Source organism: Marivivens aquimaris (assembly GCF_015220045.1).
Taxonomy (GTDB): Bacteria; Pseudomonadota; Alphaproteobacteria; order Rhodobacterales; family Rhodobacteraceae; genus Marivivens; species Marivivens aquimaris.
Map to the genome: position 1 here is coordinate 1,733,142 of NZ_JADBGB010000001.1, position 20,823 is coordinate 1,753,964.

The 20,823-nt window shown below is 59.8% G+C and carries 19 protein-coding genes; 6 read left to right on the plus strand and 13 right to left on the minus strand.

The window, feature by feature from the left end; genetic code table 11:
• The first annotated feature begins 43 nt into the window (after window positions 1–43).
• Window positions 44–694: a leucyl/phenylalanyl-tRNA--protein transferase gene (gene aat, locus IF204_RS08625; RefSeq protein WP_194096212.1), complete on the plus strand. Its 651-nt coding sequence runs from the start codon at window positions 44–46 to the stop codon at window positions 692–694.
• Here the strand turns inward: aat and IF204_RS08630 are convergent.
• The 13 genes from IF204_RS08630 to IF204_RS08690 form a co-directional block, all read right to left on the minus strand.
• Window positions 658–1,017 (minus strand): DUF2155 domain-containing protein, encoded by a 360-nt coding sequence (locus IF204_RS08630; RefSeq protein WP_194096213.1) that lies wholly within the window; start codon window positions 1,015–1,017, stop codon window positions 658–660. The genes aat and IF204_RS08630 overlap by 37 nt on opposite strands.
• Window positions 1,017–1,472, minus strand: a complete 456-nt coding sequence (gene mlaD / locus IF204_RS08635) for an outer membrane lipid asymmetry maintenance protein MlaD (protein WP_194096215.1) — start codon at window positions 1,470–1,472, stop codon at window positions 1,017–1,019. Before mlaD ends, IF204_RS08630 begins: the two co-directional genes overlap by 1 nt.
• Window positions 1,473–1,487: 15 nt before the next feature.
• A complete protein-coding gene (locus IF204_RS08640) occupies window positions 1,488–1,871 on the minus strand; it encodes an NADH:ubiquinone oxidoreductase subunit NDUFA12 (RefSeq protein WP_167636237.1) in 384 nt (127 codons plus the stop codon).
• Between the two features lie 82 nt (window positions 1,872–1,953).
• Window positions 1,954–2,313 (minus strand): RidA family protein, encoded by a 360-nt coding sequence (locus IF204_RS08645; protein ID WP_194096217.1) that lies wholly within the window; start codon window positions 2,311–2,313, stop codon window positions 1,954–1,956.
• A 104-nt stretch (window positions 2,314–2,417) separates the two neighbouring features.
• Window positions 2,418–3,686: an ATP-dependent Clp protease ATP-binding subunit ClpX gene (gene clpX / locus IF204_RS08650; protein WP_194096219.1), complete on the minus strand. Its 1,269-nt coding sequence runs from the start codon at window positions 3,684–3,686 to the stop codon at window positions 2,418–2,420.
• Between the two features lie 113 nt (window positions 3,687–3,799).
• Entirely contained in the window at window positions 3,800–4,420 is a 621-nt protein-coding gene (locus tag IF204_RS08655; protein WP_167636234.1) for an ATP-dependent Clp protease proteolytic subunit, read from the minus strand.
• Window positions 4,421–4,632: 212 nt separating this feature from the next.
• Entirely contained in the window at window positions 4,633–5,802 is a 1,170-nt protein-coding gene (locus IF204_RS08660) for an HlyD family efflux transporter periplasmic adaptor subunit (protein WP_194096221.1), read from the minus strand.
• Window positions 5,799–8,060: an ATP-binding cassette domain-containing protein gene (locus IF204_RS08665; protein WP_194096223.1), complete on the minus strand. Its 2,262-nt coding sequence runs from the start codon at window positions 8,058–8,060 to the stop codon at window positions 5,799–5,801. The genes IF204_RS08660 and IF204_RS08665 overlap by 4 nt, the downstream gene beginning before the upstream one ends.
• Window positions 8,057–9,364: a TolC family protein gene (locus IF204_RS08670; protein WP_194096225.1), complete on the minus strand. Its 1,308-nt coding sequence runs from the start codon at window positions 9,362–9,364 to the stop codon at window positions 8,057–8,059. Before IF204_RS08670 ends, IF204_RS08665 begins: the two co-directional genes overlap by 4 nt.
• Before the next feature lie 63 nt (window positions 9,365–9,427).
• Window positions 9,428–12,049, minus strand: coding sequence for a hypothetical protein (locus IF204_RS08675; protein ID WP_194096227.1), 2,622 nt, complete (start codon window positions 12,047–12,049; stop codon window positions 9,428–9,430).
• A 105-nt stretch (window positions 12,050–12,154) separates the two neighbouring features.
• Window positions 12,155–13,018 (minus strand): YihY/virulence factor BrkB family protein, encoded by an 864-nt coding sequence (locus IF204_RS08680; protein WP_194096229.1) that lies wholly within the window; start codon window positions 13,016–13,018, stop codon window positions 12,155–12,157.
• Between the two features lie 58 nt (window positions 13,019–13,076).
• Window positions 13,077–14,294, minus strand: a complete 1,218-nt coding sequence (locus tag IF204_RS08685; RefSeq protein WP_194096231.1) for an ROK family transcriptional regulator — start codon at window positions 14,292–14,294, stop codon at window positions 13,077–13,079.
• 24 nt (window positions 14,295–14,318) lie between these two features.
• Complete coding sequence (locus IF204_RS08690) at window positions 14,319–14,744, minus strand: RbsD/FucU family protein (protein WP_194096233.1); 426 nt, start codon at window positions 14,742–14,744, stop codon at window positions 14,319–14,321.
• A 179-nt stretch (window positions 14,745–14,923) separates the two neighbouring features.
• Between IF204_RS08690 and IF204_RS08695 the strand changes: the two genes are divergently transcribed.
• The 5 genes from IF204_RS08695 (at window position 14,924) to glgB (ending at window position 20,818) form a co-directional block, all read left to right on the plus strand.
• A complete protein-coding gene (locus tag IF204_RS08695; RefSeq protein WP_167636226.1) occupies window positions 14,924–15,940 on the plus strand; it encodes a sugar ABC transporter substrate-binding protein in 1,017 nt (338 codons plus the stop codon).
• A 97-nt stretch (window positions 15,941–16,037) separates the two neighbouring features.
• Window positions 16,038–17,141: an ABC transporter permease gene (locus tag IF204_RS08700; RefSeq protein ID WP_194096235.1), complete on the plus strand. Its 1,104-nt coding sequence runs from the start codon at window positions 16,038–16,040 to the stop codon at window positions 17,139–17,141.
• Window positions 17,141–17,917: an ATP-binding cassette domain-containing protein gene (locus tag IF204_RS08705; RefSeq protein WP_194096237.1), complete on the plus strand. Its 777-nt coding sequence runs from the start codon at window positions 17,141–17,143 to the stop codon at window positions 17,915–17,917. Before IF204_RS08700 ends, IF204_RS08705 begins: the two co-directional genes overlap by 1 nt.
• A gap of 10 nt (window positions 17,918–17,927) precedes the next feature.
• Window positions 17,928–18,569, plus strand: a complete 642-nt coding sequence (locus tag IF204_RS08710; RefSeq protein WP_194096239.1) for a nucleoside/nucleotide kinase family protein — start codon at window positions 17,928–17,930, stop codon at window positions 18,567–18,569.
• A 59-nt stretch (window positions 18,570–18,628) separates the two neighbouring features.
• Window positions 18,629–20,818, plus strand: coding sequence for a 1,4-alpha-glucan branching protein GlgB (gene glgB / locus IF204_RS08715; protein ID WP_194096241.1), 2,190 nt, complete (start codon window positions 18,629–18,631; stop codon window positions 20,816–20,818).
• Window positions 20,819–20,823 lie beyond the last annotated feature (5 nt).

Consider the following 20,823-nt stretch of genomic DNA (forward strand, 5'->3'; position numbering starts at 1 on the left):
CCTCAAACTTGTATCACCGGACTTTGCTAGTCATTTAGACCTGATGCGTGATCAGACCCCACCACTCACACCGGAATTGCTGCTCCATGCCTATGCGAGCGGCGTCTTTCCGATGTCCGAATCCAAGGACGATCCGGAAGTGTTCTGGGTCGACCCCAAACGTCGTGGGATCATTCCGCTGGACGGCTTCCACATCTCGCGCTCGCTTGGCCGCTCCATGCGCCGCTGCGACTATCGCGTCAGCTTCGACACGGCTTTCGGCAAGGTCGTGGAGGGCTGCGCCGACCGTGACGAGACATGGATCAACGAGACCATCTTTCGCCTCTACGGCCACCTACACGAAGCTGGCGTGGCCCATTCGGTCGAGGTCTGGGAAGGGGAAGAACTTGTCGGCGGCTGCTACGGCGTCGCGCTAGGTGGTGCGTTCTTTGGCGAGAGCATGTTCTCGCGCCGCACCGACACATCCAAAATGGCGCTGGCGTGGATGGTGGATCGCCTGAACCAAGGCGGTTTCACGTTGTTCGATACGCAGTTCCTGACACCCCACCTCGCCACGCTGGGCGCGATTGAGGTGTCACGCGCACACTATCGCGGGCTCCTTGCGGCAGCCCTCGAAATCGATGCAGATTTTGATAGAGCGAAAACCGTCCCGACCGCTCAGGAATTATTGCAGCGCAACATCCAGACGTCGTAACGCGGGTGGTCCATCGCGTTGAGCGCGGGCGCCGACGCAATCATCCAGCCTTGGAACGCGGGCTTCGGGTCGTCGCGATATAGCACCGTGAGGTAGCCGTATGCGTTGCCCGACGGGTTATCGATCGGATAACGGCAATCGCCCATCGTTACGCCAAGCAGCCCCACGCGGCCTTCCTGCCCGACCTGCAGTTCGAGGTCGGTCACAACGCCGGTGATCTTGTCCAGCACACGGACGGAGCCGCCACCTGCTTCGGCGACATGCTCGGCCGAAGCCATGGTTCCGACCACACAGGCCAGTGCGATTGCGATACGACGCAGCATCAGTTGCTCGAGCTCCCACCATCACCCGCTACGTATTGCAGCAGCAGGTTCATCAAACTGACCGAACCTTGGGTATCCAGAATTTCCTGGCCCGGTTCGTAGTTATCGTAGGACGCACCTGGCAGGATTTCCACGTAGTTGCCGCCAAGTAAACCTTCGGAGGCCACGACTGCGGTGCTGTCGTTCGGGACCGGAATGCCGTCCTGAACCATCAGGGTCGCGGTGGCGCGGAACATCTCGGTGTCGAGAGCGAGGTCGGAAACGGAGCCGATCTTCACGCCCACCATGCGCACGTCGGTGCCGACGGTGACGCCTTCGACAGACCGGAAGCTCGCGGTCAGCGGGTAGCTGGACGACCCGCCCATGCCCGCAAATTGCGAGGCGTAAAATAAAAATCCGACGGCCGCCGCAATAACGACGCCGCCGACAACAGCTTCACCAGTGTGATTGCTCATAGCAAATTGCAGCCCTTACTCGGGCTGCCATGCCTCGTAGTCCGAGCGCTCGGCAGGCTGGACGCGGCGGATCGAACCGACGGGAGCGTAGGCGTTCGGGGTACCGGTCAGGTTTTCCTGGTGCGGCTTTTCCCATGCCTTGTGGGCCAGTGGGTCGAGTGACGGCGGCTTGTCCCACGTGCGGTGCAGCCAGCCATGCCATTCCGGCGCGATGCGGCTACCTTCGACTTCGCCGTTGTAGATGACCCAACGACGGGAATCATCCTTGTTGCGATAGAAGATATTGCCCTGCTCGTCCTCACCGACTTTGACGCCGTGGCGCCAAGTAAACAGCTGGGTGCCAATGGTTTGGCTATCCCACCAAGTGAGTGCGCGAAGAACTGTTCTCAGAACGCCCATGATCGGCTCCCTTAAATCGTCTTTGGCGTTATGGCGGAAAGACCGGCAAACGTCCAGTGCCGCACGCCGGTCCACGCCGCTTTTAGCCAGCTAGTGCAGTCACTTCGATCTCGATACGGAACTTCGGATCGATAAGGTTCGCCTCGATCATCGTCGCAGCCGGCGGGTTCGCGCCGAAAGCGTCGCGCAGAACGGGCCAGCAGGGTTCAAATTCTGCGGCGTCGGGCAGGTAGTAGGTCACGCGAACGGTCTTTGACAGGTCGCTGCCCGCCTCGGTCAGAGCGTTGGAGATCGTGGTGAGGGCAGCCTTGCACTGCTCAACAACGTCGTCGCCCTGCCCTACGGTGCCTGCAACATGGACAAAGCCGCCAGCAACGACGGCGCGGCAGTAGCCGATCTTTTCTTCAAACGGGCTGCCAGTGAAAACGCGCTTCATGGTCATGGAAAATCCTCCGAAAGTCGATTTGCCGTTACGACCAAAGGCATGGCCGCGCAAGAGACTTCGGAGGCAGAAATGAAAAAGGCCTCCCGAAGGAGGCCTGTCTCTTAGCCAGCAGTTGCAGGCTCTTTTTCTTTCTTGCCGTCGGAGAAAATCATCAACGGCTTGGCACCGGGGCCAACAGCCTCTTCGTTGACGACGACTTCTTCGACGTTCTCCATGCCCGGCAGTTCGAACATGGTTTCCAGCAGGATGTCTTCGAGGATCGAACGCAGACCACGTGCACCGGTCTTACGCTCGATGGCCTTCTTGGCGATGGCAAGCAGCGCATCTTCGGTGAAGGTCAGCTGAACGTTTTCGATATCGAAGAGCTTCTGGTACTGCTTGACCAGCGCGTTCTTCGGCTGGGTCAGAATGATCACGAGCGCGTCCGCGTCGAGGTCGGTCAGGGTCGCGAGGACCGGCAGACGACCGACGAATTCGGGGATGAGGCCGAACTTCAGCAGATCTTCGGGTTCGAGTTCCTTGAAAATCTCGCCAATGCCGCGCGAGTCGTCTTCGCGCACGTCAGCGCCAAAGCCCATCGCGGTGCCCTTGTTGCGCTGCGCGATGATCCGGTCGAGGCCCGCGAACGCGCCACCACAGATGAACAGGATGTTCGTGGTGTCGACCTGCAGGAATTCCTGCTGCGGGTGCTTACGGCCACCTTGCGGCGGAACCGAAGCGACGGTGCCTTCCATGATCTTCAGCAGCGCCTGCTGGACGCCCTCGCCCGAAACGTCACGGGTGATCGACGGGTTGTCCGACTTGCGAGTGATCTTGTCGACTTCGTCTATATAGACGATGCCGCGCTGAGCGCGCTCTAGGTTGTATTCCGAAGCCTGCAGCAGCTTGAGGATGATGTTCTCGACGTCTTCACCCACGTAACCGGCTTCGGTCAGCGTGGTGGCGTCAGCCATAGTGAACGGCACGTCGAGGATACGGGCGAGCGTCTGGGCAAGCAGGGTCTTACCGCAACCGGTCGGGCCAATCAGCAGGATGTTCGACTTCGCCAGTTCGATCTCGCCTTTGCCTGTGTGGTGCAGGCGTTTGTAGTGATTGTGGACCGCAACCGAGAGCACGCGCTTCGCATGTTCCTGACCGATCACGTAGTCATCCAGCACGTTGCAGATATCGCGCGGGGTCGGAACGCCTTCGCTGGCCTTAAGGCCCGCCGACTTCGTTTCCTCGCGGATGATGTCCATGCACAGTTCTACGCATTCATCGCATATGAATACGGTCGGTCCTGCGATCAGCTTGCGGACCTCATGCTGGCTCTTGCCGCAGAAGCTGCAATAAAGGGTGTTTTTGCTGTCGCCGCCGGTGTTATTCGCCATACTGGTCCCCTGGACGGATGTCCTTAGTAGTGTGCTTGGTGCTGCCCTCACACTAACAGTAGGGCAGCAACCAGTCCTTCACAACGCATAAAACGTCAGTTTCACGCGAGCGTTTACTCCGCCGCGTCAGGACGGTTTTCGAGAATCTCGTCGATGTGACCCCAGTCCTTTGCCTCTTGCGGCGACATGAAGTTGTCGCGTTCCAGAGCGCGCTCGACCTCTTCGTAGGTCTGACCGCAGTGGTGGACATAGAGCTTGTAGAGCTGCTCGCGAACCTTCTGGGTTTCGCGCGCGTGGATCATGATGTCGGTTGCCTGACCCTGATAGCCGCCCGACGGCTGGTGAACCATGATACGGGCGTTCGGCAGGGCAAAGCGCATACCTTTTTCGCCGGCCATCGACAGGACCGAACCCATCGACGCAGCTTGACCGACAACGAGGGTCGAAACCTTCGGACGGATGTACTGCATGGTGTCGTAGATCGACAGACCGGCAGTCACGACGCCGCCCGGGCTGTTGATGTACATGCTGATTTCCTTCTTCGGGTTTTCCGATTCAAGGAACAGCAGCTGGGCCACGATCAGCTGGGCCATGCCGTCATGGACGGGGCCGTTGACGAAAATGATGCGCTCTTTCAGGAGGCGCGAGAAGATGTCGTACGCGCGTTCACCACGAGCGGTCTGTTCGACCACCATAGGAACGAGGTTGTTATAAATCTCGACCGGATCTTGCATGTTATTCTAGTGCCTCGTCTTGGGACGCGTACGTCGTAATCACAAATGTCTAAGCAAATGTTAGTTGCAGGTTGGCGGACCTTCAAGGCGCGCCCAGCAGACTCGTGACAACTTTACGAAAAAACCGATGCACCTGTGCTGTTCGATGGTGCCGCAACAAAGCAAAACAGGGCCTTCCGGCCCTGCTGCAACTTTCGTCGATGACGTGATCGTCAGCGTTCGTGTAGCGCCTCGGACCCGCGATAGAGCGGCTTGGTCAGATATTGCAGAATGGTTTTCTGGCCCGTCTGCAACTCTACCGTAGCCTGCAAGCCCGGACGGATCTCGATCCCGCGCTGGCGGTCGGTCATCGCATCGCGGTCAACGCTGAGCGTGACACGGTAGTGCGGGTCACCATCAATGACGCGGTCATCCTTGAAGGTATCAGCGGAGACATACACTACCTCGCCCTTCAGACTGCCAAAGATCGTGTAATCGTAAGCCGATAGCTTGATCGTGGCCTGCTGCCCTGCCCGCACGTTGGCGATGTCACGGGGCGGAACGCGGGCTTCGATCATCAATTCGTCGTCGAGCGGAATGATCTGGAAAATCTCCTCGCCCGGCCTGATGACGCCGCCGATCGTCGTAACCCCAAGGTTGTTCACAACGCCGAGCATCGGCGCGGTAATTACTGTCCGGTCCAATTGGTCCTGAACCAGCTTGAGGTCCTGCGACAGGGTTGCGATCTCTTGCAGCACTTCGGAGTATTCGTTGGCACGCGCCAGTTCGGCGCCCGTCACGATGTCATTGTATTTGATTTCAGCGTCGGACTGCTGCTTTCGCGAGCGCGTGACCTCGAAAAGGGCGACGATATCGCGGGTATACATCTCTTCCATCGATTCCAACTCGCGGTTGGTCTCGCGAAGAACGCTTGCGGCGCTGTCCACCTTGCTCCGGTAATCAGCCTGACGCGCGGCGAGCAACGCCTGCTCGGACGACACCACGTCGGGGTTCTGGCCAGCCAGTTCAGCAGGAACGTTGAAGGTAGAAAGGCCCGCCATTTCGGCCTCAAGACGCAGACGGCGGATTTCAGCGGCGCCTACCTGATCGGTGAGGTCTTCGACGCGGGTCTGGAACTGGGTGCCGCGAAGACGGGCGAGCACTTGGCCGGGTTGAACCGTGTCACCTTCGCTTACCAGAAGCTCGGCAAGGATGCCGCCTTCGAGGTTCTGAACGATCTGCGGACGAGCGCCCGAAACAACGGCACCGTCGGCACGCACGATTTCATCCACCCAAGCGAAGCGCGCCCAGACGATGAAGACCAGAACGGTCAGGCCGACGAGCCAGATGATAGCGCTGGAGGAGCGGACGCCCCTATCGAATTCTGCGTCGATCGTGGTCATTGGGCCTGTCCTCCCTTGGCCTTGCTCAGATGCGCGAGAACCTCGTCACGGTTGCCATCGACCGCGAGCTGACCTTTTTGCAGGACAACGGTGCGGTGGGCGAGTTGGAGGATCGGCATACGGTGCGTCGCGATGACGGCCGTACGGTCTTCAAGCCATGTATCAAGACGCGCCACCAGCGTGCGTTCGAGCGTCTGGTCCATCGCAGCGGTCGGCTCGTCCAGCAGAACGATCTGCGGGTCTTGCAACCAGATGCGCGCCCACCCGATGGACTGGCGCTGACCGACCGAAAGCCCCTGCCCGCCGTCCGCGATGACCATGTCGAGGCCCTTTGGATGGCTGCGGACGAATTCGCCAAGACCGGAGAAATCGAGCGCTTCGAGCAAACGATCCTCATCACGCTCCAGCATAGTCATGTTGAGGTTGTCGCGGAGCGTACCTGCGAATAGGCGCACGTCCTGCCCCAGATAGCCGATGTTGCGACGCAGGTCGCGCGGCATCACTTGGGACATATCCACGCCGTCGATCATCACGCGGCCGCCGGTCGGCGCAAGCAGGCCGGACAGCAGCTTTAGCAGCGTCGATTTGCCGGAACCGTTGGCACCCAGGATTGCAACCCTTTGCCCTGCTGGGATCTTGAAGCCAGTCATACGGACCGCGTTCAGACCTTCGTCGTCGTACTGATAAACGAGGTCATGCAGCTCGAACTCGCCCTTCAGCGTCTCGCGGCGCAGGTAGCTTCGGGTCTCTTCGGTGTCCTGCTCCGCCTCGGCAACCGCATCCAGCGCGTCAAGAGCGCTTTTGACGTTCGCCCAACGGGACAGCGTGCCGGCAAGCTGCGTGAGCGGGCCGAGCGTGCGGCCCGTCAGGATGCCGACCGCGATGATGGTGCCGACGGTATATTCGCCCGCAAACACGAGGAACGCGCCAAAGACGACAGCGGAGATGTAGGTCGCCTGCTGGACGCCTTGGCTCCAGAACGTAAGTGCGGCACCGAGTTTGCGCTGTTCGCTGCTGGCCAGCGAGCTGAGCGCGGACAGTTCGGCCCACTGGCGGCGGAAACGGTCTTCGCCGCGGGTCGCCTTGATGCTGTCGGTGTCGTAGACGATTTCCTGAAGCAGACGACTGGAGCGGATGCTCGCGCCTTGGGTCTGGCGGGTCAGCTCGACCATTTTGCGCTGCATCAGCAGGCTCGGCAGGATCATCAGAACGCCGCCAGCCACCAGCACCCAGACCACGTTGCCACCGATAGAGGCGACGAGCGCCAGGAAGAGAAAAATGAACGGCAGGTCCGTCAGCGAGCCGATGGTCGACGCGGTGAAAAACTCGCGGATCGCGCTGAAATCCCGCACGGCAGAGAACGTCTGCGCAGGGCTCATGCCGATGCCCGCTCTCATGCCGAGCACCTTGTCGGCCAGCAGGCGCATGACCTTGAGCTCGATCTGACGACCGGCGCTATCCACAAGGCGCGCGCGGGCAATGCGCAGGAACGCTTCGAGCAGGATGGCGAAACCCGCACCCATCGCGAGCACCCAAAGGGTCGCGGTGGACTGGTTCGGAATAACGCGGTCGTAGACCTGAAGGCTGAACAGCGCGACGGTCACAGCGAGGAGGTTCGCGACGAACGAGCCGAGCGCGACTTCGAAAATATTGCGGCGGAAGCGGGTCAGTTGCCCCCAGAACCAGTGTGGCTTTTCGCCCTTTTCGGCGTGGCGGCGGGCCAGTTCGGTGACGGCCACGTCAGAGCGGATAATCGCGCCTGCATAGACCGACATGAATTCATCGACCGAGACTTCGGCGCGGTTGCCTTTGCAGGTGACGTCATAGACGAACAGCGTCTTGTCCTGCTGTTCGAGCACCAGAACCACTTGCCCCGATGTCATCTCCGCCAGCGCGGGCCATGCTTCGGCGGTGAGTTTTTTGACCTTACGGACCGACGTGACCAGCCCTGCGTCGGTCAGCGCGCCTGCGATGGCCTCTGCGCTGATCGTTTCCTGACCTGCGGCGCCGATGCTTTCCAGCAGGTCCGCGCGGATCAGGGTGACGCCCAGTACGCCAGCATAGACCGACGCGATGTCGGCGCGGGCGCGGGCTTTGGCGCTGAAGCGCTCGTCGTAATCTTTATGGTGCGGCTCTTCGTGAACCTCGGGTTCGGGCGCGACCTCGGGGGCCACGTCCGGCTCGGGTACAGCAGCTTTGAGTTTTTTGCCGCCCTTCTTCTTGCTATGAACGTTGAAGGCGATAACCGGTCCACTCATATACTCTCTCCATCGACGAGCGTGCCCAGAAGGGCCGCGATCTGGATTTCGACACGAGCGATTTCGTAGACCACTTCAACAGACTGGCGTTCGGTGCGGACCTTGGCCTCGAAGACGTTCACGACGTCCATGACCGTCCGCATTCCCGCGTGACGCTGCTCGGCAAAAGTCTCGTAGTTCCGTGCGGTCTGGACTGCCAGTTGCGCGGCTTGCGTCTGGCGGTTCTGGAGCGTGACAAGCTGGACTCGAAGCCCTGCAATGCGGCGCGCCAGTTCCTCGTTGATCCGCTGGGCACGGGCGGTCGCGGCCATTTCCTCGGCCTCGATTGCCTGCATCGCAGCGGAAGAGCCGAGGCCCAATCCGTTCGGAATGAGGACGTTCAAGCCGCCCTCGGTATCACCATCAGAGGAAACGCCGCCGCTGGCGCTCAGTCCCGGCAGGTATCCGGCACGTTCGTAACGCGCGGAGGCGACCGCCTGATTGCCTTCGGCTTCGGCACGCATGACCGGCAGCGGCACGGCATTGGCCGCCGGAGGAGAAAGAGCGGTCAGCCCGTGGATCCCGTCCACCGGCGTATCCGTCATGGCGTTGAGCTGCGCGAGTGCGGCAGCGGCGGCCTCCCTGTCGGCGGTCAGCTCGGCCCGCATTTCCTGTAACTTGTTGTCTACAAGCTGGAAATCGGCCGGGTTGGACGCGCCTCCCCTCAATCTTTCAGACATGACGTAGACGAAGTATTCCATCCGCTCCATGGCGCGGGCGCTGACCTCCGCTCTGGCACGTTTGGCCTCGGCGGTGAGGTAGAGGTCGAGCGCGTCGGCGACACGTTCGTTGGTATCTTCGGCTAACGTCACAGCGGCTACTTCGACTTCCGCTTGCGCGTAGTCGCGTTCGGCACGCTTGCGGCCATTGTCGAACAGAACCTGCTCGACAACCATTCCGGCGACGAGGTCGCCCAGAGACGAAAGAGACACTTGCGGACCAACCGACGGGAGCCAGTTTTTAGACTTGGCTTCCGCCCGCAATTGCGCCGCGCGCAGCTCGGCTTCAGCCGCGCGGGAGTTGGAGGCGAGAACTGCCGACGCAATGTCGGCCAGCGGCCCTTCGGGCAATACGGACCTGCGGTTCAGCAAATCTGTAATGATGCGCGATTGGGAGCCGTCGATCATCTCCGGAGACAAGGCCGCCGTCTGGGACGGCTGTCCCTCTGGCACTCCCGACTGCCCACCGAACCAGCTACAGCCTGACAGGCTGATGGCACAGGTGACGCAGACCAGAAGTGTGGCTGCTGTCTTGAATCCGGTCACATGCTCCTCCGAGTACGAAATCGCAGAGGTTGCGGGCCGACAGAACGCCGGCCCGAGACCCTATCAGATGACGACGTTAATATCGTCTTGGATAAGCAGCGTACTGCTGTCGCCCAACTCGTACTCAGTGAAACTCTTCTGGTCTACGACCGCAGTTTGACCAGTGGCCACTGCGCCCGTGATACTCAAGGTATCATCGGTATCACCGAAGATGGTAAGCGTATTGTCTTCGCCGGTGAGGCGTACGACATCCGCGCCCGTCATGGTGAGCGTCGCGTTGTCCGCGAACTGGAGGTCGATCGAGGTCAGATCGAATTGCTCCAGACCCGGATTGTCCAGATCGATGGTGTTGTTGCCGTTGACAGACTTGACGAACAGACCTGCACCGACGTTGCCCGCCGCATCTTCGGCCTGCAGCACAAGCTGCGCACCATCCGCGATAGGCGTGGTCGGGATCAGGTCGATCTCGTCATAACGAGCGTCGTACTCGTCCTCGATCTCCAGCTTCGTGACCGCACCGGTATCGTCCAGCTCGTAAATCTGAAGCGTATCGGGCTGGTTCAGAACGCCAACCGAACGCAGGTAGTTACGGTCCTGATCTGCCGAGTTCACAATCGGCGTATCCGGCGCGATGGTGTCCACGGTGATGTCTTCGGAGACAGTGCCAACGTTGCCATTTTTGTCGGTCGCGACCACGGTGACTTCGGTGTCGTATTCGCCGGTGCGCACTTCGTCCGCATCGTATTCGACAGTCCACGTGGTGCCGTCAACAACAGCATCCTTGGTGATGCCGTCGAAGGTTACTTGAACAGTGGAGCCTTCTTCGACTTCGCCGGTGATGACGATGCCGTCGGCGCGCTCTTCGGCGTTGATGATGTTGTCGCCTTCGACCGGATCGATGCCCAACGGATCGACGATAGTGTCGATTTCGATGGTTTCCTTCAGCTGCGCGGTATTACCGGCAGGGTCGGTCGCGTCGACAGTCAGATCAGCAGTGATGCCCTGCCCGGTCGGCAGCGTGCCAGCAGGGAAAGTCACCGACCAAGTGCCGTCGGTCGACGTGGTGGTCAGCGTTTCGCCGCCAAGGGTGACGTTGACGGTCGAGCCTACGTCCACAAGGCCCGTCACGACGATAGCGCCGCTCTGCTCATCCGCGTTGACGATGCCGTCGCCGCCGACCGGACCATTGTCGTGGGTCAGTTCGATGACAGTGTCATAATCGAGGTCGGTCGAGGTCGAAGCGGTGTTACCCGCAGCGTCTTCAGCAGTTGCATTGACTTTGACGTTGCCTTCGCCGTCGGGCAGTTCGCTCGCGGTGTAGGATACCGACCAGTTACCGTCCGCATCGGCGGTGGTGGTCTTGGTCACGTTGGTCTGGCCATCCGCGGTAGACGACAGGGTCACTGCGTTCGACGAGGTCGGGTTCAGAACAACTGTTACGGTCGCGCCTGCTTCGGCAGTACCGGTGACGGCGGCGCCGCCCGAGGCTTCAGCGGCGTTCATCACATCGTCTGCACCGGCTTCGATAGCGTCGATGGTGATGAAAGTGCTGCTGTCCACAACGAACGAGCCGGTGATGACTTCAACGTTGTCGAAGGAATCGACAGCGGTCACGGTCACGGACTCGGTGTAGTTGCCGTAGGTCACAACGCCGTCCGGCAGGTCCAGCGACCAAGTGGTGCCGGTGACGGTCGCGTCATACTCGGTGCCATCGATGGTCACGGTCACGGTCGAGTTTGCTTCGACTTTACCCGTCAGAGTAATGCCCGCACCCACTTCGGCTTCGTTGACGAAGTCATCGCCAGTTACTGCGTCGAGCGTGACGGTCAGTTCGGTGTCGACAACGACTTTACCGGAGTCAGCATCGGTCAGAACGTCGCCGCTTTCGGCTGTGACTTCAATCGTGGCCGCGATGACTTCGGTATACGTACCTTCAGGGATGTCGCCGCCGTCATAGGTGACAGACCAGTCGCCGTTCGCATCGACAGTGGTCGTCTTCTCGACACCATCGATAGTTACAGTGACGGTTCCGCCGACAGTGCCGGTGCCGAAGACCTCGAACCCATCGGGGTAGGACTCTTCGTTGATAACGATGTAGGGTTCGGACTTGATGCTGGCATCCAGGTCGACTTCGGCAGTTTCATCGCCTCCGCCTTTAGTGCCACCACCGCCGCCGTTCAGCAGACCGGCGCCGAGAAGTGCGAGACCGAGGCCCAGAGCCGGACCGGCTGCACCGCCGAGACCGCCGAGAAGCGGCGCATCGAGCATGTCGACGACGTCAGCGTCATAGGGGGCGATAACCTGCGGCGAACCGACGAAGAACAGATCGCTGTCGGGGTTGGTTTTCCCGAAGGGATCGCTCTCGACATAGGTCGCCCAGATGTAACCGTCGGAGCCTTCTGCGAATACGACGTCCTGAAGGATACTGCCGGAAGAAATATAGAGATCGGCGCGTTCGACGCCTGCAGGGGTGAAATACCCCTCGATCGCGATGACGCGGCCATCAATCAGCTCGATGTTCAGCGTCTGGCCGTCGCGCGTGTACTTGCTTATCTGCGCCGAGGCCAGATTCAGCGATACATCTTCGCCAGCCGCGACAGAAATGACCGATGTCATGCCGTCTCCGGACACGACTCCACTGCGGATGCCCGAACCGTTTCGGACAACGTAATTAACACCTAACATTGTACTACTCCACCTCACAAAATTCCGGCGTTAAGCCTGTTGCCGGATTGATTTTATTCTTTGTGGATAAGTGAAATGTATCCTTTTGGCTAGTGATTATGTCCCTCAGGTGGCTTTTTTGCGGCGCCCGATTTTCGAGACTTCGAGTTCTTCGATTCCGGACCTGAGCCATGCAATATTGAGCGCAGCCCCAAGAAGTATCAAAAATGACGATATATAGAGCCACATAAGCATCGCAACTACAGCACCTAGTGATCCGTAGACCTCATTGTACCGTCCGAAGTTCGCGAGGTAAAAAGAGAAGCCCCAAGAGGCCAGAAGCCAAAATACAACAGTCAAAACAGCCCCTGGAGTGAGCCAACCCACGCGAAAACGGCGTGTTGTGTTCGGACCGAATCGGTAGAGAATGCTGAGTGCTGCCAAAAGAACGAATAAAGCAACCCCCCATCTTATCAGAGCGATAGTAAAACCCCATTGTCTCGCGTAGGGGATGAAATTCAGGACAATCGGCACCACCACGACCAGCGCCAAGGCGATTAGCGCAACCGCAAGTAGGGAAACGGTCAGCATGATGGATGCCAGAATGGCCCAGAGGCCAGTGCGGGGCGGCACACCTTGTATCGCGTTCAGCCCGCGGATGAGTGAGGCGACCCCTGCCCTCGCCGACCATGTGGCCAGCCCGACAGACACCACTGTGGTCCAGCCCAGCGCGGTATCTTCCGCAGCGAGCAGAGAGTTGATCTGTTTCTGGAAGATGTCGAAGACGTCCGACGGGATCACGCCGTGCAATAGCTGTAGCTGGTCGTTGATGACCGATGGATCGGCAATCAGACCGAAGATCGCGATGGATGCAGCCACGGCGGGGAATATCGAAAACATCCCGTAAAACGCGATGCCAGCAGCGACCATATCAAGGCCGCTTTCCATGTAGATTTCGACCAGCTCCTTGGCCAGTTTTTTGAGATGCATTCTCATACCTGTCGCTTCCAGCCTTCAAACTGGCCCAACTCCGTCAGGTATCAAGCGATCAGCCTTGTGCAAACCCCGCATGGGTGTTCAGCAAGAATTGCGAGAACATCGGTGCGGACGCAGCGCCTAGCGCGCGGGCGTTACGCCCAATTGTCCCGCCTTCGAGCTTCGGAATGATGAGGCCGCGATGATCAAGGCTCGCCATGATACTGCGCGTCCGTTCGACCATCCGCTCGCGGACGGCCTCAGGAAACGCGCCATCAAGAAGGATGGTGTCAAAATCGACCACGGCGCAGACGGTCAGACAGGCTTGCGCCAACTGGGCCGACGTACGTTCGATCCAATCGTCGAGGACGTCGGAAAAGTCGCTCCAGTCCTGTGGTTGCACCCAAAGCCGACCAGGATCGACGCCCGCACGGGCAAGATCGGCTTCTAATAGATAAAGAGACGCCGCATCGACCAACTGACAGGCGGTGCCATCCGCGCGGCGCGCAGGAAGCGAGCCGAAAGAGCCCGCATTGCCGAGCGCTCCGTCAAATACGGTGTCGTTCAGAACGATACCGCCGCCGACGAACGAGCCGATATAGAAGTAGCCGAAGCTGCCAAGCTCCCTGCCCCGCCCGTAGATATGCTCCGCACGGCAAGCGGCGGTCGCGTCATTGTCGACGTAGACCGGCAGATGGGTGAATTGGGCGATTTCGTCTTCGAAGTTGAGCAACTTCCAGCGCGCAATCTCGCCCTCGGGCGCGCCGATGGATTCGTGCCAGCTCCAGATTTCATACGGCTTGGCGATGCCGATACCCGCGATGCGGCCGAATTCTTCCTTGGTCAGCTCGCGCTTGATGGTCGCGATGCCGTCCTTGAGAAAATCGACGATCGCTTCGGGCATGGGATAGCGGTAGGCCGCATGGAGCTGGATACGCGGCTCACCCATAAGGTCGGCTAATACCAGATCGGCGGTACGGCGACCGATCTTGAGGCCAATAGCGAACGCACCGTCAGGGTTCACGCTCATGGGGACGGAAGGTTTCCCGACCTTACCGCGCACCGGATCGCCACGAAGGAGCAGGCCGTCCTGCTCCAGCCGCCGCATGATCACAGAGACGGTCTGCGCAGACAGACCTGCAAGGCGTGCAACATCGCTGCCCGCCATAGCGCCCTGTCTGTGCAGCATGGAGAGAACCAGCCGTTCGTTATAGGCCCGCAGCCCCGACTGGTTCGTCCCGCGCGGGTTGGCCGCTCTGCCGCCACGCCATTCTGTGATGAGTTCTTCCATTGCCCGCCGCCACGTTCATCCGGTTCAGGGCCAGATGATACCTTTTCTCAATATCACGTTGGCATATAGAGCAGGCTCTATCGTCGCGACAACCGTGTGTGCTTCTTTCACGCGAGAATACAAATGGTCACCGTCGATGGCTTCCACTTGGATGTCGGGTGTCATTTCCGCGAAAACGGCTTCGATCTCGTCGTGCACCTTGGCGCGCTGAGTCGGGTCGTTGTTTTCCGACGAGCGGAATGCCGGCTGCACCACGTGGTCCAGCGGCATGACCGTCAGGATCGCCCTTAGCGTGTCGCAAAGGTTGGCGCCGTCCACGCGCACCAGCCTTTTTGCATGGGCCAGCGACGGGTAGTTACCATCCACAATCGCGATTTCGTCTCCGTGTCCCATCGCGCGCAGCGTGTACAACAGATCAGGCCCCAAAAGGGGCGGAATACCTATAAGCATAGCTTTTCCCTTGTCTCCTCCGCCCCTAGCCTCACTCCCACGGCGCTCCGATGTCAATAAATAAATCAGACTGATTTAAATATTGACGGCGCCCGACGAATCGTCCTTGATAAAGGTGTTCAAAGTGAAACTGCTGCGGATCAGGCTTGAGGAATGCCCCGCAGCATTGGGAGGAAAACATGAAAAAACTTCTTGCTGGGTCCGCACTGGCCCTCGTTGCTATGGCTGGCGCTGCTTCGGCTGATGACCACACCACTGCGTGCCTGATCACCAAAACCGACACCAACCCGTTCTTCGTAAAGATGCGTGAAGGTGCGACTGCCAAGGCTGAAGAGCTGGGCATCAACCTGCTGACCTTCGCTGGTAAAGTCGACGGCGACCACGAAACCCAAGTTGCTGCTATCGAAACCTGCATCGCCGAAGGCGCTTCGGGTATCCTGCTGACCGCTTCGGACACCAGCGCCATCGTGAACTCGGTCGAAATGGCCCGTGAAAACGGCCTGCTCGTCATCGCTCTCGACACCCCGCTGAGCCCGATCGACGCTGCTGACGCAACCTTCGCAACCGACAACTTCCTTGCTGGCGAACTCATCGGCCAGTGGGCTGCCGGTGCACTTGGTGACGACGCTGCCAACGCAAAGATCGCAATGCTCGACCTCGCTGTTTCGCAGCCGACCGTTGGCGTTCTGCGCGACCAGGGCTTCCTGCAGGGCTTCGGCATCGACCTCGGCGACCCGAACAAGTGGGGCGACGAAGAAGATGACCGTATCGTCGGCAACGAAGTCACCGCAGGTAACGAAGAAGGCGGCCGCAAGGCTATGGAAGCCCTTCTCGCTGTCGAGCCGATGATCAACGTTGTCTACACCATCAACGAACCGGCTGCTGCCGGCGCTTATGAAGCTCTGAAGTCGATCGGCCGTGAAAACGACGTCCTGATCGTTTCGGTCGACGGCGGCTGCCCGGGCATTCAGAACGTTGCTGACGGCGTGATCGGCGCGACTTCGCAGCAGTACCCGCTGCTGATGGCTTCGCTCGGCATCGAAGCGATTGCACAGTACGCAGCTGACGGCACCCTGCCGCAGCCGACCGAAGGCAAGGACTTCTTCGACACCGGCGTGGCTCTGGTCACCGACAAGGCAGTCGACGGCGTTGACTCGATCTCGGTCGCCGAAGGCACCGACCTCTGCTGGGGCTAATAGCCAATTTAACAAATCTTCGAGGGGCGGGCTTCGGCCTGCCCCTTTTCTCTAGAAGAAACGCATAACGTTTCTTGGGATATCTCTGGAGGGCACCGTGTCAGGAACGGAAAATTACGAAAGCGCGGCCAATAGGGCAGATGCCGTCGCTGCGTTCGAGGACAATCACAAATCTGCATTCCAGCGTTTCCAGCACCGGCTCCATGTGACGCCGTCGCTCGTTCCGCTGATCGTGCTTATCGCCTCGCTCATCATCTTTGCTGTTGCCATCGACGGGACCGCAATTCTCGGCGCTTTGGGAATTGGTGAAGGGGATCGCTTCCGCTTCTTCTCGCCGTTCTCGATGACACTCATTCTCCAGCAGATCCAGATCGTCGGCATCGTCGGCGCGGCGCAATCGCTGGTCATCCTGACTGCGGGCATCGACCTGTCGGTCGGCGCGATCATGGTGCTGTCTTCGGTCGTCATGGGCCAGTTCGCATTCCGCTACGGCCTGCCGCCGGAAATCGCGATCGTCTGCGGCCTTCTCTGCGGTTCGATCTGCGGCTTCATCAACGGTTTCCTTGTCGCTGTCGTCAAACTGCCGCCGTTCATCGTGACGCTCGGCATGTGGCAGATCGTGCTGGCAACGAACTTCCTGTACTCGGCGAACGAGACCATCCGTAGCCAGGAAATCGAGGCCAGCGCACCGCTGCTCCAGTTCTTTGGCAACAGTTTCCGCGTGGGAGGAGCGGTCTTCACATACGGCGTGGTCTTTATGATCCTGCTCGTATTGGTCCTCGCCTACGTCCTGCGTCAGACCGCTTACGGCCGCCACATCTACGCCGTGGGTGACGATATCGAAGCGGCAGAGCTTTCGGGCGTGAATACCCGCAACACCCTCATCTCCGTCTACATGCTATCGGGCCTCATCTGTGCCTTCGCAGGCTGGGCGCTTATCGGCCGCATCGGTTCGGTCTCGCCGACCTCGGGCCAGCTGGCAAACATCGACTCCATCACCGCTGTGGTGATCGGCGGCATCTCCCTCTTTGGTGGACGCGGCTCGATCCTCGGCATGATCTTCGGCGCGATCATCGTGGGTGTGTTCACCCTCGGCCTGCGCCTGCTGGGTGCTGACGCCCAGTGGACTTACCTGCTCATCGGCGCGCTCATCATCGGCGCTGTGGCTGTGGACCAGTGGATCAGAAAGGCGACTGCATAATGGAACCGATCCTTCACGCAAAGAACCTCGTCAAGCGCTACGGCAAAGTGGTCGCGATGGACCACTGCGATTTCGAACTCTATCCGGGTGAGATCCTCGCGGTCATCGGCGACAACGGCGCAGGTAAATCGACGCTCATCAAGGCACTGTCGGGCGCTGTGACGCCCGACGAGGGCGAGATCTACCTCGACGGCAAGCGCGTCCATTTCGGTAGCCCGAATGAAGCGCGCGAGGCTGGCATCGAAACGGTGTACCAGCAGCTTGCGATGTCCCCTGCCCTGTCGATCGCCGACAACATGTTCATGGGGCGCGAACTGCGCAAACCGGGCATCATGGGCAGCGTCTTCCGCCAGCTTGACCACAAGCGCATGGAAGACTTCGCCCGCCAGAAGCTGAACGATTTGGGCCTGATGACAATCCAGAACATCAATCAGGCGGTGGAGACCCTTTCAGGCGGTCAGCGCCAAGGTGTTGCCGTGGCCCGCGCCGCCGCATTCGGATCGCGCGTTATCATCCTCGACGAGCCGACCGCCGCGCTGGGTGTCAAGGAAAGCCGCCGCGTTCTGGAACTGATCCAGGACGTCAGATCGCGCGGTATTCCGATCATTCTGATCAGCCACAACATGCCGCACGTCTTTGAACTGGCAGACCGCATTCACGTTCACAGATTGGGTAAACGTTTGTGCGTAATTGATCCGAAAAACCATACCATGTCGGACGCAGTCGCGTATATGACTGGAGCCAAAGAGCCCCAAACGGAGCTCACACCGGCATAAGGAAAGAGCAATGCAGGACCTTACCAATCGATCCAATTTGGTCCTCGAAGCGATCGAAAAAGCCCGTGAAGGCAAGGAGCGTATCCTTGTTGCCCTCACGGGCGCCCCCGCCAGCGGCAAGTCCACCCTTTCGGAAGAACTTCTGCGGCGCCTGACCCTCAGTAAAATTCCGGCGGCAGTCGTACCGATGGACGGCTTCCACCTCGACAACGCCATCCTCGACGAAATGGGGATGCGTCCGCGCAAAGGCGCGCCAGAGACGTTCGATGCCCAAGGGTTCATCGAAATGGTCCGCCGCCTGCGCGCCGGTGGACAGGTATTTCATCCGACATTCGACCGTACCCGCGATCTGTCCATCGCAGGATCGGGCTATGTGCCGGCGAATTGTCAGGTCGTGATCGTCGAGGGCAATTACCTCATGTTCGACGAGGCACCGTGGCGCGATCTGGCGAACCTTTGGGACCTCACTATCCGCTGGGACGTCCCCCTGCCCGAACTGCGCGCCCGTCTCTTGCAGCGTTGGCTTTCGCTGAACCATTCGCGGGCAAATGCGCTCCGCCGTGCAGAGAGCAACGATGTGCCTAACGCGATCCGTGTGATCGAACGCGCTTTGCCGTGTGACATCACACTGGATGGTGTGAACGGCAACTAAATAGCCTATTCTTTAGGATAATATGTTGCCGTCAGGGAAATCCGCCATAGACTTGGGGCATGACGGCTGAACCATTTTTGTCGAGCGAGATTCTCGACGCGTTGAACTCCGGCCACTGTGCCGACAACTTCCAATATCTCGGCCCTCTGGGCCGAGGCCCGGACCGTTATGTTACCGCTATCGCTCCTGACACAGCATCGCTCGACGCACTCGTCGACGGCGAGGTCTATCCGCTAGAGCGACTGGACGGTAGCGTATACGGCGGCAAGGTTCCGGGCGAGGCGCGGTACAAGCTCCGCGCCGACGACGGCTTCGGAAATCGCTGGGAATATGACGACGCGTACGGCTTCGGGCCGGTGCTGTCGGGCGAGGACGATTATTACTTTGGCGAAGGCAAACACCGCCGCCTGTGGAAGATCCTAGGTGCCCATACCATCGTCCATGAATACGTCGAAGGCACCCACTTCGCCGTTTGGGCTCCGAACGCGAAGCGCGTGTCGATCATCGGCGACTTCAACAACTGGGACAACCGCCGCCACGTTCTGCGCCGCCGCGGCAATTCCGGCGTTTGGGAGATATTCATTCCCGCAGCGCACGACGGCCAACGTTATAAATACGATATCATCGGCGCCGACGGCGAACGCCATCTGAAGGCCGACCCCGTTGGCTTTGGTGCGCAGCACGCGCCCGAGACCGCGAGCATCATTCGCGACCTCAGCGGCTACGGCTGGCGCGACGCGGACTGGATGGAGACCCGCGCCGAGGTGCAGAACCGCAACGCGCCAATTTCGATCTATGAGGTTCACCTCGGATCGTGGCGCCGCGTGGTCGATGATGGTAACCGACCGCTGTCCTACAAAGAAGCGGCCGAGCAACTGGTCAGCTACGTCAAGGACATGGGCTTCACCCATATCGAGTTCCTGCCGCTTTCCGAATACCCGTTCGAAGGCTCTTGGGGCTATCAGCCCGTCGGCATGTACGCGCCGACCATCCGTTTCGGCCCGCCGCACGAATTCCGCGATCTGGTGGACGCAGCGCACACTGCTGGCCTCGGGATCATTATTGACTGGGTGCCCGCGCACTTCCCCACCGACCCGCATGGATTGGCCAAATTCGACGGCACGTCGCTTTATGAGCACGCCGATCCGAAGGAAGGCTTCCATCAGGACTGGAACACGCTGATCTACAACTACGGTCGGCGCGAGGTGTCCAACTATCTTATTTCGAACGCGCTTTACTGGCTCGAAGAATACCACATCGACGGCCTGCGCGTGGATGCGGTCGCTTCGATGCTCTACCGCGACTATTCCCGCCGCGACGGTGAATGGATCCCGAACAAGGACGGCGGCCGCGAGAACTATGAGGCCATCGATATGCTGCGCCACATGAACTCCGTCACCTATGGCGAGTTCGCGGGCATCATGACGGTGGCCGAAGAAAGCACGTCGTTCCCCAAGGTTTCCGCCCCCGTTGACCACGGCGGGCTCGGCTTTGGCTTCAAGTGGAACATGGGCTGGATGAACGACACGCTGCGGTACATGGAGCTCGATCCGATCCACCGCAAACACCACCACAGCCTGATGACCTTCGGCCTGCACTACGCCTATTCGGAAAACTTCGTGCTGCCGATCAGCCACGACGAAGTTGTCCACGGCAAAGGTTCGATGATCGAAAAGATGTCGGGCGACGAGTGGCAGAAATTCGCGAACCTGCGCGCCTATTACGGCTTCATGTGGACCCATCCGGGCAAGAAGCTCATGTTCATGGGCAATGAATTTGCCCAGTGGCGCGAATGGAACCATGACCGCCAGCTCGATTGGGATCTGCTGGGCGACCACAAGCACGCGGGCATCCAGAACCTCGTGCGGGATCTGAACAAGCTCCATCAAGGCACGCCGGCGCTGCATGTCAACGACAGCACGCCCGAAGGCTTCGACTGGGTCGACGGCGGAAATACCGAGCAATCGGTGTTCACCTATCTGCGTCGCGGTAATGCCGATGATGCGACCGTGCTGGTTGCGCTCAACATGACGCCCATCGAACGCGGAGACTACCGCATCGGTGTGCCGTCGGGCGGTTTCTGGCGCGAAGCCATGAACACCGACAGCGAGCTTTATGGCGGCGCAAACGTCGGAAACTACGGCGGCGTCGAGGCCGAGGACGTTCCCGCGCATGGCCACCAGCACTCTATTCGGGTCACGCTACCCGCATTGTCAGCGGTGATTTTCGTCGCCGGAAATAACGAATAATTTGG

What these genes read in the sequence shown, in the direction of transcription:
- aat (WP_194096212.1), top strand. Translation starts at nt 44, where the DNA reads ATGCGTGATCAGACCCCACCACTCACACCGGAATTGCTGCTCCATGCC.
- IF204_RS08695 (WP_167636226.1), top strand. Translation starts at nt 14,924, where the DNA reads ATGAAAAAACTTCTTGCTGGGTCCGCACTGGCCCTCGTTGCTATGGCT.
- IF204_RS08630 (WP_194096213.1), bottom strand. Translation starts at nt 1,017, where the DNA reads ATGCTGCGTCGTATCGCAATCGCACTGGCCTGTGTGGTCGGAACCATG.
- IF204_RS08645 (WP_194096217.1), bottom strand. Translation starts at nt 2,313, where the DNA reads ATGACCATGAAGCGCGTTTTCACTGGCAGCCCGTTTGAAGAAAAGATC.
- IF204_RS08705 (WP_194096237.1), top strand. Translation starts at nt 17,141, where the DNA reads ATGGAACCGATCCTTCACGCAAAGAACCTCGTCAAGCGCTACGGCAAA.
- IF204_RS08690 (WP_194096233.1), bottom strand. Translation starts at nt 14,744, where the DNA reads ATGCTTATAGGTATTCCGCCCCTTTTGGGGCCTGATCTGTTGTACACG.
- clpX (WP_194096219.1), bottom strand. Translation starts at nt 3,686, where the DNA reads ATGGCGAATAACACCGGCGGCGACAGCAAAAACACCCTTTATTGCAGC.
- mlaD (WP_194096215.1), bottom strand. Translation starts at nt 1,472, where the DNA reads ATGAGCAATCACACTGGTGAAGCTGTTGTCGGCGGCGTCGTTATTGCG.
- IF204_RS08685 (WP_194096231.1), bottom strand. Translation starts at nt 14,294, where the DNA reads ATGGAAGAACTCATCACAGAATGGCGTGGCGGCAGAGCGGCCAACCCG.
- IF204_RS08710 (WP_194096239.1), top strand. Translation starts at nt 17,928, where the DNA reads ATGCAGGACCTTACCAATCGATCCAATTTGGTCCTCGAAGCGATCGAA.
- IF204_RS08640 (WP_167636237.1), bottom strand. Translation starts at nt 1,871, where the DNA reads ATGGGCGTTCTGAGAACAGTTCTTCGCGCACTCACTTGGTGGGATAGC.
- glgB (WP_194096241.1), top strand. Translation starts at nt 18,629, where the DNA reads ATGACGGCTGAACCATTTTTGTCGAGCGAGATTCTCGACGCGTTGAAC.
- IF204_RS08660 (WP_194096221.1), bottom strand. Translation starts at nt 5,802, where the DNA reads ATGACCACGATCGACGCAGAATTCGATAGGGGCGTCCGCTCCTCCAGC.
- IF204_RS08665 (WP_194096223.1), bottom strand. Translation starts at nt 8,060, where the DNA reads ATGAGTGGACCGGTTATCGCCTTCAACGTTCATAGCAAGAAGAAGGGC.
- IF204_RS08655 (WP_167636234.1), bottom strand. Translation starts at nt 4,420, where the DNA reads ATGCAAGATCCGGTCGAGATTTATAACAACCTCGTTCCTATGGTGGTC.
- IF204_RS08675 (WP_194096227.1), bottom strand. Translation starts at nt 12,049, where the DNA reads ATGTTAGGTGTTAATTACGTTGTCCGAAACGGTTCGGGCATCCGCAGT.
- IF204_RS08680 (WP_194096229.1), bottom strand. Translation starts at nt 13,018, where the DNA reads ATGCATCTCAAAAAACTGGCCAAGGAGCTGGTCGAAATCTACATGGAA.